Raw genomic sequence first — 12,782 nt, 5'->3', positions numbered from 1 at the left:
TACTAATCATGGCAAGGGGGTACGACATTGAGGCTGCGAAGGGTTCAACTCAACCCTGCATCCCACCAGCCAGCAGTTGCTCCAGCCCCTGCTTGAACCGCGCACGCCCGCCGTGGGCCGGATGCCGGATTTTCGGCACGTCCAGGCCGCTTCGCTGAATGCTGTGCTGGGCTACATTGCCCACGGCCACGATGGAATCGACGCCAAAGAGCGCCGCAAGTTCCTGCCAGAAGGGAGTCCCCAGCATCGTCTCTGAAGGCCTGGGCGTGCGGTTGGACAAGGGCTTACCCGGCTGGTGCGTGTGCCAGGGGAAAGCACTCCACAGCAACGGAAGAAGCCCCAACTCTTCCAATACCTGCCACAGCACTGTTGCCGTGGGCTCGGCAGCTACCCCAGCAGCTTCGGGCGGAAGCACATAACCTTTGCCGGGCCCGAAAAGCCCGAAGCTGTTGGCTGGCCCTCCGAGGATGACCCGGTTGGTGAACGGTACCCCGGTGATCCTCATCCCCCGGAAACCCGGAGCCTCCCCTACCAGCAGCACCTGAGGCCGCCTGTCCAGCATCTCCTGCAGGTAAAGCTCCAGGTTGCGCCGGCGCAGGGCATTCTCCGCAACCGCGTGGTTAAAGAAGTTGTTGCAGTCAGGCCCCAGGTCCACGGCTGCAAGCCGCTCTACGAATGACGTGATGGCACGGTCGGTCATTCGCCGGCCTCTTCCAGGCGGGCGGAAAGACGTTCCGCCCCAACCGGGTCAGCCCTGGCAAGGCGCGCCTTTTTAAGGTTCTCGCGCAGTATCCAGCGCACGTCCTTGTCCGGGCTTGCGGCCCACTTCTCCAGGTACTCGAATCCCTTGTCCGGAGCGGCGACGACAGCCACGCTCCAGCAGTAGCCGAGCCCCTGCCGCAGCACGCGGAACTCCTCGGTCCGCCGCAAGTCGGGATCGGTTCCTGCAACGGCAGTGGTGATTTTATCCAGGACATCGAGTGCCCTGCCTGCATCCCCGGAAGCGCGGAGCAGCCGGGGTTCACAGATACCGGCAGCCACGGCGCGCTTCACCAACGGTCCATCACCAAGCCACTCAGCGGACAGTGCCCACAATGCGGGCATATCGGCATCACCCAGCCGCTGCAGCGCCATGGCAACACCCTCCCGGACCCGCCAGCGGTCATCTTCCGCCAGCGCAAGGAGCGTTGCGGCTGCGTCAGAACCACCCTCCACAAGCAGGCGGCCCAAGCCAATGGCGCCGCACATGGCCAGGTACTCGTCCAGGCTCCCGGCGCACAGCCGCACCAGATCCGGCTCCGCCACGTCGGCAAAGGCCGCTGCCAGTTCGAGGTTGCCGCGGGGTCCAGGAAGCCCGGACTCAGCATTCAGATAGGCGGTCCACTCCCCGGGCGGAAGCGATTCCAGCACCGCCCGGTAATCCGACCGTTTGCCCATCGGTGAACTCCTTGCCGCCGGCGTGCCACCGAGCGGAGTGGGTAAGAGAGCCGCCCGGGGTCCCCGTGGCGAGCGAAGCGAGGCTTGGGGCAGGCGGCGAACGCTACCAGCGCGGGTGGATGGCCTCGCGGAAGTAGTGGTCGTAGATCCAGCGAACGCCGTCGTCGAACTCCTTGCCAACGCCGACGCCGGCGGCTGCGGCGTTGGCCCGGGCCTGGTCCACATTCCGGGCACCGGGAATGACGGTGGTGACCCCGTCCTGGGCAGCAATCCAGGCGATGGCCGCCTGGGCAGTGCTGGCACCTTCCGGCACCAACTGCTCGAACTCCTTGACTGCCTTGAGCCCCAGCTCGTAGTCAACGCCGGAGAAGGTTTCCCCGACGTCGAAGGCCTCGCCCTGCCGGTTGTAGTTCCGGTGGTCGTTCTCAGCGAAGGTGGTGTCCTTGGAGTACTTTCCGGACAGCAGCCCCGACGCCAGCGGCACGCGGGCGATGACGCCAACCCCTGCAGCCTTTGCGGCAGGCAGCACTTCGTCCAGCGGCTTGAGCCGGAAGGCGTTGAGGATGATCTGGACGGAAGCCGTGCCCTCGTGGCGGATGGCCTCGAGGGCCTCGTCCGTACGCTCCACCGAAACGCCGTAGTTCCGGATGGCACCTTCGGCCACAAGGGTATCGAGGGCGTCGTACACCTCGTTATTGCTGTAGACCGGGGTGGGCGGGCAGTGGAGCTGGACCAGGTCCAGGGTGTCCATGCCCAGGTTCTTCCGTGAACGGTCCACCCACTGGCGGAAGTTGGCCAGCGTATAGTTCTCCGGCCGCTGTTCCATCCGGCGGCCCATCTTGGTGGCAACAGTGACGCCGTGCCCAGGGTTATCCGCCAGGAACTTCCCGATGGCCTGCTCGCTCTTGCCGTCGCCGTACACGTCGGCGGTGTCGAAGAGGGTGACGCCTGCCTCCACCGAGGCTGCGAGGATGGCCTGTGCCTGGGCCGGGTCCACGTTGCCCCAGTCCGCGCCGAGCTGCCAGGTACCGAGTCCCACAATGGAGACGTTCCGTCCGGTCTTGCCTAAAATCCGCTGTTCCATCCCATGACTATATGCAACGATGCAACCCCGGGTCAGATCCGACCCCGGGTTGCGCCCGCACAAGCGGAAGTGTTAACGCCGGCTGGCCTAGGAAAGAACTGTTCCGTCCTGGACGCCAGCCCCGCCTCCTTGAGCCCCAGGTAGATCCGGTCCCGGGCAATGGGCAGGGACGCAAAGCGCACACCGGTGGCGTTCCGGATGGCGTTGGCGAGCGCCGGCGCCACGGGGTTGAACGGGCTTTCGCTCATGGACTTCGCCCCCAGCGGCCCCACTTTGTCATTGGTGTCAGCGAAGTACACCTCACTGCGCGGCACGTCCGCGAAAGTAGGAATGTGGTACTGCCGCAGGATGTCCGTGGTGACCTTGCCGGCGTCGTTCACCACAACTTCCTCGTACAGGGTGGCGCCAAGGGCCTGGGCGATCCCGCCCTCGATCTGTCCCCGGCACTGGCGCGGGTTGACGACGACGCCGGCATCGGCCGCCTGCACGCTTTGCAGGATCTTCAGTTCGCCCGTGCCCCGGTTCACCGCCACCCGGAAGCCATGCACGTTGAACGCGACGGAGCGCGGTGTACCGCCCCAGCGCCCCTCGGCAGCGAGTTCGACGCCGGCATCCGCAGCGGCCTGCGCCAGTTCAGCCAGTGCCACAGGAGTTCCGTCGATCACCACGGCGTCGCCGTCAAGGACGCAGGCGGAGGCCTGGGTTTGATGGATTCCCGCGGCGAAAGCCCGGATGCGAACAGCCAATTCCTCCGCGGCGGCGAGGGTGGCCTTGCCGGCCACCACGGTGCCCGCGGAACCGAACGCGCCGGTATCGTGCTCCACCAGGTCCGTGTCCGACTGCCGCACCACCACCCTGGCGGCTTCCGTGGAAAGTGCCGTGGCGGCGAGCTGGGCATGGACGGTGGTGGTGCCGTTGCCGAACTCGGCGGTTCCGACGTCGGCCTGGTACGTTCCGTCCGGCAGGAGCCGGAGGCGGGAATGGGCAAAGTGGCCGCGTGGCGGGACGGTGTCGATCATGGACAGGGCAGTGCCCTCACCCACCACCCAGTCCGGGCCGAGATCGTCCAGGCTTGCTTCCCGGTACCGGGCCTTGCCCCGGTCCAGCGCGTCGCGGACCAGGTCCAGGCATTGGTCCAGCCCGTAGCTGCCGTAGTGGACGTCCTCCTCCGGGTCGGGCTGGGTGGACAGCATGTGGTCGCCCTCGCGGACCATGTTCCGGCGGCGGAACTCCAGGGGGTCCATCCCGATCCCGGCCGCCAGCTCATCCATGGCGGATTCGATCGCGAAGATCATCTGGCTGAGCCCATAACCACGGAACGCCCCTGCCGGGACCGTGTTGGTATAGACCGAACGGGCATCCACCTTCTTGTTGGCGCAATTGTAGACAGCCAGGGATTCTCCGCAGCCGTGGAACATGACGCCGGGGCCGTGGTTGCCATAGGCGCCGGTGTTGGTCACCACGTCCAGCTCCAGCGCAGTCAGCCGCCCTTCCCTGCTGGCCCCGGCCTTCAGCTTGATGCTGAACGGGTGCCGGGTGGTGGTGGCGGTGAACTGCTCGGTGCGGGTCAGTTCCAGCTGGACCGGCTGCTGCAGTTTAAGGGCCGCGAGCGCCACGAGGTCCTCGGTCAACACCTCCTGCTTCCCGCCGAAGCCGCCGCCCACCCGGCCGGCCACCACATGCACCTTCTCCTCCTCCAGCCCGAACACCCGGCAGAGGGTCCGTCGGACCAGGAACGGGACCTGGCTGGAGGTGCGGACCTGCAGCCGCCCCTCGGCGTCCACGGAGGCGGTGGCCGCGTGGGTTTCCAGCGCCACGTGCTGTACCCGCTGGGTGCGGTAGGTCTGTTCGTGGATGAAGTCGGCGGCAGCGAAGCCATCGGCCGCGTTCCCCAGTTCGGAGTGCAGCTCCGCCACCACATTGTGGTCCGGCCGGGCAATACGGGACGTTGTGCCGTCCTTATCGCCGTGGACCAGCGGCGCCCCGGGAAGCAGCGCCTCCTGCGGTGAGAAGACCGCCGGAAGCTCTTCATACTCGACCCGCAGGGCACGGACACCGGCTTCCGCAGCGCCCACGGATTCCGCGACGACGGCGGCCACCCGCTGCCCGATGAACCGCACCACATCATCGAGCACCCGGGTGTCGTCGGGGTCATCGGTGAAGAGTTCGTGCTGGGCCGTTGAAAACAGCTGGGCCGGCGCGACTTCATGGGTGAAGACGGCAACCACGCCAGGGACCTTCAACGCTGCTTCCCTATCGATCGAGACAATGCGGGCGTGCGCGTGCGGCGAGCGCAGGATCTTCAGGTGCAGCAGCGCCCGCTGCTGGTCCCTTGGGAGGTCCAGGGTGTAGCGGGCGGCGCCGGTGACCACTGCGCGGCTGGCAGGCGCCGGGACGTCGTCGCCCAAGCGTCCGGGCTCCGGGTCAGGCTGCCGCTCCCCTGCGATGCCGGAACCCTGTCCGGCAGGGTTCGGGTGGCCGGCGTCCCCGCAGACCGCATCGGCGATGGCACGGTATCCGGTGCAGCGGCACAGGTTGCCCTTGAGGTTCCGGGGCAGGTTCTCCTTTTGTTCGTCGTCGAACGTAGCCGCGGTCATCACCATGCCTGCCGTGCAGAAGCCGCACTGGAAACCCTGCCGTTCCATGAACTGCTGCTGCACCGGATGCAGTTCCCCGTCACCGCCACTGGCACCAGCGAGCCCCTCGATGGTGGTGACTGCGTGTCCTTCGGCCCGGAACGCCGGATAGATGCAGCTGTGCACCGGCGTCCCGTCTACGTGCACTGTGCAGGCACCACAGTCCCCGCCGTCGCAGCCCTTCTTAACGCCGGTGTTGCCCTGCTCGCGCAGGAACGTGCGCAGGCATTGCCCCGGACGCGGGTCAGCATCGGCAGGGGTTCCGTTGATGTCGATGGCCATGCTCAGGCCCCTTTCGAAAGTATGGTTGCCCCGGTTCCCGGCGCAACGCCAGGCCGGGGCGGCCAGAAGTCGCCGGAGACCGCCAGACCCGGTGTCCCGTCAGACACCGCAAGCTCGGCGCGGATCTCCTCTGCCAGCCGGTAGGTCATGTCGCGGCGCCAGTCAGGCAGGCCATGGATGTCGTCATGGTAGAGCTCTGCCGCAATGGCATCGTCCAGCGCGGCGGCCAGCCGGTCCCCATCCGGCAGTACGTCGAAGCGCAACTGGACCGGCCGCTTGGTGGCGGCGGTGACGGTCAGCGTTAAGGAGGTTCCGCCGTCGAGCCTTCCAATGAGGAGCACCCCGGACCGGCCCAGGTTGCTCAGCGACAGGCGGCGGAAGGCCACCCTCGCGGAAAGGGCCGACGCCGGCAGGTGGACGCTGCGGAGCAGTTCACCGGGTGCCAGGCAGTTTTTCGCATCCCCGGTGATGAACTCCGCCACCGGGATGCTGCGGGTGGTTCCGCCTGGGCTGAGGATGGTGGCAACCCCGTCCAACCCGGCGCAGAGCGAGATGATGGGCCCGGCGGGCAGCGAGGTGCAGAGGTTGCCGCCGACCGTGGACATGTTCCACACCTTGAAGGACGCCACGAAGGAATCGCAGCATGCGCGGACCAGATCCAGCCCGGGCCACGTATGGCCGGACACCTCCGGGGAAACGGGCAGGCTGTACAGCTGCGCGATGGTGCAGGTGGCGGCCAGCTCGATCCCGTCATCGTTGACGGTGAGGGGCGTCCAGCCGGCCGCGCCCAGGTCCAACAGGCGCCTGAGCGGCTCCGGCCCGAACGCGTAACTGCCGTAGGAGAAAAGGACGGTGCCGCCAGCCAGCCAGGCGTCGCCGTCGCGCCATTGTGCGGGGTCGGTGGTGCGGACCACCGCCTCGATGGTGTTCAGGTCCATGCGATCTCCTGCTTTTTGAGGTCTGTGGGCCGTGGGGCAGCCGGGTGGTGGTGGATGGTGCCGGACGTTTCCCGCAGGGGTATACAGGTGGCCGCGCGGGTGCGGGCGGCGATCAGTTCCGCGGTGACGGACACCGCCACTTCGGCAGGGGTGACGGCACCGAGGTCCAGTCCGATGGGCGAATGCAGCTGGGCAATGCGCTCCGGCGCGATGCCCGCGTTGAGGAGCTGGTCAACCCTTTGCAGGTGGCTCCGGCGGGAACCCATGGCGCCCACGTAGGCGAGGTTTAGTGCCAGCGCGGCTTCCAGCAGGGGGAGGTCGAACTTGGGGTCGTGGGTCAGAACGGCCGCCACGGTGCGGCTGTCCGTCCGGCCCTCGGCCGCTTCCGCTGCCAGGTAGCGGTGCGGCCAGTCAGTGACCACCTGGTCGGCGGCCGCGAACCGGGGCTGGGACGCGAAGGCCGGCCGGGCATCCACGAGGGTTACGTGGTAGCCCAGCAGCTTGGCGGCCAGGACCAATGCGGCACCGAAGTCGTTGGCGCCGAACACGAGCATCCGTGGTGGGGCCAGCCGGGACTCCACCAGGATGGCGGCCTCTCCGGAGGCCTGCGCGTGGCCGGACGTCTCCCGGGCGCATTCTCCCGGCTGCGTGAGCCGGACCAGCCCGGCACCCCCGCTGCGCACCAGGGATTCCACCTGCAGTGCCGGTTCCCCGTGCAGCAGCGCGGCCAGCTGCGGTGAGGCTGCCAGGCGGAAGGCGCCTGGATCGGAAAGTACGACGGCGGCACCTCCTCGAGTGCCCAGCAGGCGGACCAGCGCGATAGGACGGTCCGGGCCTGATTCGGCGAGTTGCAGCAGTGCCGTCCGGAGCGGGTGTGGGGTTGCATCCGGCCCGGTGGCGGGTACCGGCTGTACATGGATGCCCAGCTCTCCCCCGCAGGTGAGACCGGCGGCGAAGGCGTCGGTGGAACTGAAGCCGAAGGTCCCGTGGCGCGGGACGCCGTCGTCCATTGCCTCAAGAGCGAGCGCCACCACGGCGCCTTCCACGCAGCCGCCGGACAGGCTGCCAAGGACGTCACCGGATGCGGCGACCAGCATGGAGGTGCCCACGGGCCGCGGCACCGACCCGGAGGCGGACACGATGGTGACTACGGCGAACTGCCTGGTTGCGAGCCGGGGCACCCACGGGCCGAGCGAAGGGATCAAGTCAAGCATTGGCGGCGCTCCTTCTTCCGCAGCGGTGGTGTCAATTGTCGGTCCTTCCGGGGGCCGGGCCAAGGGCTGGTTCGGCCCCCGGAGGGAATGGGCAACGCTTAGCCGCCCAGGAGGGCGTTGATTGGTCCGCGGGCGAAGTACACAAGGAAACCGGCGCTGACCACCCACATCAACGGATGGATTTTCTTCGCCTTGCCGGAGGCCGCGCCGATGATGGCCCAGCTGACGAAGCCGACGCCGATGCCGTTGGCGATCGAGTAGCTCAGCGCCATGGTGACGATGGTGAGGAATGCCGGCAGCGCCACGGTGAACTTGGTGAACTTGATCTCGCGGATCTGGGCCATCATCATGGCGCCCACCACCACCAAGGCCGCGGCGGCCACCTCGAGCGGCACCACGCTGGTCAGCGGGGTGAGGAACATCGAGCCGAGGAACAGCACACCGGTGACCACTGACGCCAGGCCGGTGCGGGCGCCTTCGCCGATCCCTGCCGCGGAGTCGATGTAGACAGTGTTGGAGGAGCCGGAGGTGGCCCCACCGGCCACGGCGCCAAAGCCTTCGACGATGAAGGCGGACTTGAGCCGCGGGAACGTGCCGTCCTTGTGCGCGACGCCGGCGCTCTTGGCCAGGCCGGTCATGGTGCCCATGGCGTCGAAAAAGTTGGTGAAGACGAGGGTGAAGACCAGCATGGTGGCAGCGAGTCCGCCGATCCTGGCGAACGCGCCGAAGAGGTCGAACTGGCCTACCAGCCCCAGGTCAGGGGCCGACACGAGCTGGCCGGACAGAACGGGGGTGTTCAGGTGCCAGCCGCCGGGGTTGGTGGCGCTGGCCGGTCCCAGTTTCATGATGGCTTCGACGACGGCGGCCAGCACGGTGGTGCCGACGATACCGATGAGCAGGCCGCCCTGAACCTTGCGGGCAACGAGGATTCCCATGGCAAGGAGGCCGACGACGAACACGAGCGTGGGCACGGAGGTGATGGAGCCGCCGTCGCCCAGCTGGACGGGCGGGCCGCCAGCGGTGGGCCGGACGAAGCCGGAGTCCACGAAGCCGATGAAGGCGATGAACAGGCCGATGCCCACGGTGATGGCGGCCTTCAGTTCCTTGGGGACGGCCCGGAAGATGGCCGTCCGGGCGCCGGTGACGCCGAACAGCACGATCAGGATGCCGTTGATCACCACCAGGCCCATGGCCTCGGGCCAAGTGACTTCCTGGATCATGGAGACGGCCAGGAAGGAGTTGATGCCCAGGCCGGCGGCGAGGCCGAACGGCAGGTTGGCGATGATGCCGAAGAGGATGGTCATGACGCCGGCGGTGAGGCCGGTAACGGCACCCACCTGGGCCGCGGAGAGCCAGCCCCCGGCGACGTCGGTGGGCGCGTTGTCCGCGCTGAACCCGCCCAGGATGAGGGGGTTCAGGATGACGATGTACGCCATGGTGAAGAAGGTGACCAGGCCGCCGCGGAATTCGCGGGCAAGGGTGGAGCCGCGCCGGGTGACCTGGAAGAAGCGGTCCAGGAAGGATTCCGGAGCCGACGGCCGGGGTGTTCCGGTTGCCTGCGTGGAAGTGCGCGGCGCCCGCCGGGAGGTGGTGGTGCTTGGAGCCGAATGCTCCTCGTGGGAATGGTCCAGGATGGTCATCGAAGCCGCCGGGCCTATTAGTCGATCCTGGATTCGAGCGTGTTCCAGGTGTTGAACGGCTCCAGCGGTGCCGGTGCCTGGGGATCGCCCAGTTCCAGCTTGGAGACCGGCATCAAGGAATCCCTGTCCTGGTTGTCGAAGTACTCGTAGAAGACGGCGTCATCGAAGCCGACGGACGCGGCATCGTGGCGGTCCGCCGCGTAGACAACGCGGCTGACCCGCGCCCAGAGTGCGGAGGCCAGGCACATGGGGCATGGCTCGCAGCTGGTGTAGAGGACGGCGCCGCTGAGGTCGAAGGTGCCCAGTTCGCGGCAGGCGGTGCGGATGGCGGTAACTTCGGCGTGGGCGGTGGGATCGTTGTCCGCGGTGACGCGGTTGACGCCGTCGAACGTTTGCCCGTCCGCCGTGACAATCATGGCGCCGAACGGGCCGCCGCTGTTGAGGACGTTGGCTGTTGCCAGCCGGATGGAGCGGGCCAGGAATTGCTCGGCCGTGACGGTGGTACTCATGATGCGACTTCCTTTTGCCGGGAAGCCTGTTGCCGCGCAGGACCAGTAGAACCAGGTGCGAACGGTTACCAGGCTTCAGCATGTGCTGTGAAGGTTAAGTTGCGCCTGGTAGATAGCTTCCCGGGTTCGGGTGCCCGCCTTTGGCAGAATTGAGATTAGCACCGGTTTGTGGCCCACGCCATAGTTTTCTGGAATTAAATTTTCGCTATGTGAAATGCCTGTTTCCGGCCCTTCACACGGCCGCCCAGGCCAAATGGTCACAAACAGCAGCGTTGGCGCAGCTGCGGCCGCTTACCTAATGTGGGTCGCACCCGTCCCGTTTGAGGGACACGGGAACCTGGATCAGCAGACAGGGCCTCACTGAGCTGGATTTACTGCAACTGCGCTCAGACAAGGACAGCCCATGCCCCTCCCCTCCCCTGCACGTCTCTGGATCCGGAATCCGCTGGCCGCATTCAGCGCCAACAGCCTCGACGCCTCCGGTGGATTGGTCATTAGTGACGGTGTCATCGCCGAGGTCCTCGCCGCAGGCCAGCAGCCGTCCGCACCCTGCACGGAGACCTTCGACGCCGGCAGCCACGTCCTGTTGCCCGGGCTGATCAACACCCACCACCACTTCTACCAAACCCTGACGCGCGTGGGGTCCGGTGGCCAACGCCCCCCTGTTCCCCTGGCTGCAGAACCTGTATCCGGTGTGGGCCCGGCTCGCACCGAAGGACCTGGAGCTTGCCACCACCGTTGCGCTTGCGGAACTGCTGCTCTCCGGCTGCACCACCGCCGCCGACCACCACTACCTCTTCCCCGCGGGCCTCGAGGACGCCATCGACATCGAGGTTGCCGCCGTCGGCCGGATGGGCATGCGCGCCACACTCACCCGCGGTTCCATGACCCTGGGCCAGGACGACGGCGGCCTACCGCCACAGTCCACCGTGCAGGATCCGGAGGTGGTGCTGGAGGACAGTGAACGCTTGGTGGACCGCTACCACGAGTGCGGCGAGGACGCGGTGGTCCAGATTGCCCTGGCCCCCTGCTCGCCGTTCTCCGTGACCAAGGAGATCATGGCCGAAAGCGCTGCACTCGCGGAACGGCTGGACGTCCGGCTCCACACGCACCTGGCCGAAACACTGGACGAGGAAGACTTCTGCCGGGAGATGTTCGGGCTGCGGACCGTGGACTACCTCGACAGCGTGGGCTGGCTGACGGAGCGCACCTGGCTGGGGCACGGAATCCACTTCAGCGACGCGGAGATCACGCGCCTCGGCGCGGCGGGAACCGGCGTCGCGCATTGCCCCACCTCCAACATGCGCCTCGCCTCGGGCACCGCCCGGGTGCTGGAACTGGAGGACGCCGGAGTCCCGGTGGGGCTGGGAGTGGACGGCTCGGCGTCGAACGATGCCTCCAACATGATTCTCGAGGCGCGCCAGGCCCTGTACCTGCAGCGCCTCCGCTACGGCGCGGACGTGCCGGTGGAGCGTGCGCTCGGCTGGGCCACCCGGGGATCCGCCGCCGTCCTGGGCCGGTCCGGCCTCGGCCAGCTGGCGCCCGGGATGCAGGCCGACCTGGCCCTGTTCAAACTGGACGATCTGCGCTTCTCCGGCAGCCACGACCCCGTCGCTGCCCTCCTCCTGTGCGCCGCGGACCGGGCCGACCGCGTCATGGTGGGCGGGCACTGGCGGGTGGTGGATGGCCGGATCCCGGGGCTTGACGTGGCCGGGCTCGTCGCGGAGCACTCGGCGGCCGCGAAGCGCCTGGTGAAGGGCTGACGGCCACGGGCCCAACTGCTACCGTGGCGCCATGACTCCGTCTAAGACGCCGCCCGAGGTTCTGGATATCGATGGGATTGAAGTCCGGATTTCAAGCCCGGACAAGGTGGTGTTTCCGGAGCCGGGGCTGACCAAGCTCGATCTGGTGCGCTACTACCTTGCGGTGGCGGACGGTGCGCTGCGGGGCGCGGGCGGCAGGCCCATGGTGCTCAAACGGTTCCCGAAAGGCATCGATGCCGAGCCGTTCTTCCAGAAACGCGTGCCCGAGAACCACCCGCCCTTTATCGATACCACCACCCTGCACTACGCCTCCGGGACCTCGGCCGAGGAAGCTGTCATCCGGGACGCCGCGGGTTTGGCATGGGTCATCAACCTCGGCTGCCTGGACCTGAACCCGCATCCGGTCCGTGCGGAGGACCTGGAGCATCCGGACGAGCTGCGGGTGGACCTTGACCCCATGCCGGGCGTGGACTGGTCGCAGATCGTGGACGTGGCCTACGTGGCGCAGGAGGTCCTGGACGACGTAGGCCTGGTGGGATGGCCGAAGACCAGCGGTTCGCGTGGGCTGCACATCCTGGTCCGCATTGCTCCCGAGTGGTCCTACAAGGACGTCCGGCTGGCGGCTGAAACCCTGGCCCGCGAGGTGGAGAACCGGGCTCCCGGCCTGGCCACTGCGCGCTGGTGGAAGGAGGAGCGCGGTGAGAGCGTGTTCGTGGACTTCAACCAGAACGCCAAGGACCGGACGGTGGCCTCCGCCTACTCTGTCCGGCCGCTGCCCGATGCCCGGGTGTCCACGCCAGTCACCTGGGACGAGATGCGCACCGTCCGGCCTGATCAGTTCACTGTTTCCACCGTGCTGAAGCGGTACGCGGAGATCGGCGACCCGCATACCGGTATTGATGGTGCAGTGGGCAGGCTGGACGGACTCCTGGCCCTGGCCGAAAAGCTCGGCCCAGCCGAGAAGGCACCACGCAGCGGCAACGGGTCCGGCCGCCGGCAGTCCCTGATGCCGCTGATCGAGGTTGCCCGGACCAAGACCAAGCCGGAGGCCCTGGCGGCGCTGGAAGAATGGAAGTCCGGGCACGCCGCCGTCGTGAATGCCCTGCAGCCCGCCGACATCCTGGTGGATGGCATGCGGGGCTCAAGCTCGCTTTGGTACCGGGTGCGGGTCAACCTGCAGCACGTTCCCGAGGCCGAACGCCCCGGCCAGGAACAGCTCATTGCGGATTACGATCCGTGGGCCGGCAAGGAGTGGCCCGGGCGTCCCGGTTCCTGAATA

At 67.5% G+C, this 12,782-nt stretch carries 9 protein-coding genes and 1 pseudogene; 2 read left to right on the top strand and 8 right to left on the bottom strand.

The annotated features are described in order from the left end of the window. Positions 1-49 precede the first annotated feature (49 nt). The 8 genes from QF031_RS02185 to QF031_RS02150 all read right to left on the bottom strand — a co-directional run bounded on the left by QF031_RS02185 (position 50) and on the right by QF031_RS02150 (position 9,740). Positions 50-700 carry a uracil-DNA glycosylase gene (locus tag QF031_RS02185; protein WP_307423492.1) on the bottom strand — a complete coding sequence of 217 codons (651 nt, stop codon included), beginning with the start codon at positions 698-700 and terminating at the stop codon, positions 50-52. Further along, positions 697-1,437 (bottom strand): HEAT repeat domain-containing protein, encoded by a 741-nt coding sequence (locus QF031_RS02180; protein WP_307423490.1) that lies wholly within the window; start codon positions 1,435-1,437, stop codon positions 697-699. Before QF031_RS02180 ends, QF031_RS02185 begins: the two co-directional genes overlap by 4 nt. A 103-nt stretch (positions 1,438-1,540) precedes the next feature. Then, complete coding sequence (locus QF031_RS02175; protein WP_307423487.1) at positions 1,541-2,521, bottom strand: aldo/keto reductase; 981 nt, start codon at positions 2,519-2,521, stop codon at positions 1,541-1,543. Positions 2,522-2,553: 32 nt separating this feature from the next. Beyond that, positions 2,554-5,439: a molybdopterin-dependent oxidoreductase gene (locus QF031_RS02170; protein WP_307423484.1), complete on the bottom strand. Its 2,886-nt coding sequence runs from the start codon at positions 5,437-5,439 to the stop codon at positions 2,554-2,556. A 2-nt stretch (positions 5,440-5,441) separates the two neighbouring features. Further along, on the bottom strand, positions 5,442-6,377 hold the full coding sequence (locus QF031_RS02165; RefSeq protein WP_307423480.1) for an FAD binding domain-containing protein: 936 nt from the start codon (positions 6,375-6,377) through the stop codon (positions 5,442-5,444). Beyond that, positions 6,368-7,591, bottom strand: coding sequence for an XdhC family protein (locus QF031_RS02160; protein ID WP_307423478.1), 1,224 nt, complete (start codon positions 7,589-7,591; stop codon positions 6,368-6,370). The genes QF031_RS02165 and QF031_RS02160 overlap by 10 nt, the downstream gene beginning before the upstream one ends. Before the next feature lie 98 nt (positions 7,592-7,689). Then, positions 7,690-9,231: an NCS2 family permease gene (locus QF031_RS02155; protein WP_307423475.1), complete on the bottom strand. Its 1,542-nt coding sequence runs from the start codon at positions 9,229-9,231 to the stop codon at positions 7,690-7,692. Between the two features lie 17 nt (positions 9,232-9,248). Further along, the gene (locus QF031_RS02150) at positions 9,249-9,740 is read right to left on the bottom strand and encodes a nucleoside deaminase (RefSeq protein WP_307423471.1); all 492 of its coding nucleotides are present in this window, start codon (positions 9,738-9,740) and stop codon (positions 9,249-9,251) included. Between the two features lie 403 nt (positions 9,741-10,143). On the opposite strand from QF031_RS02150, the pseudogene QF031_RS02145 reads away from it, so the two are divergent. Together QF031_RS02145 and ligD are read left to right on the top strand one after the other, a co-directional pair. Beyond that, positions 10,144-11,503: pseudogene (locus tag QF031_RS02145) on the top strand (8-oxoguanine deaminase). Positions 11,504-11,534: 31 nt separating this feature from the next. Continuing rightward, the gene (ligD, locus tag QF031_RS02140; RefSeq protein WP_307423469.1) at positions 11,535-12,779 is read left to right on the top strand and encodes a non-homologous end-joining DNA ligase; all 1,245 of its coding nucleotides are present in this window, start codon (positions 11,535-11,537) and stop codon (positions 12,777-12,779) included. Positions 12,780-12,782: the final 3 nt, after the last annotated feature.

It is taken from the genome of Pseudarthrobacter defluvii, assembly GCF_030816725.1.
Taxonomy (GTDB): domain Bacteria; phylum Actinomycetota; class Actinomycetes; order Actinomycetales; family Micrococcaceae; genus Arthrobacter; species Arthrobacter defluvii_A.
The sequence above is the reverse complement of the archived record's forward strand: the minus strand, read 5'-3'. Positions and strand labels throughout refer to the sequence as shown.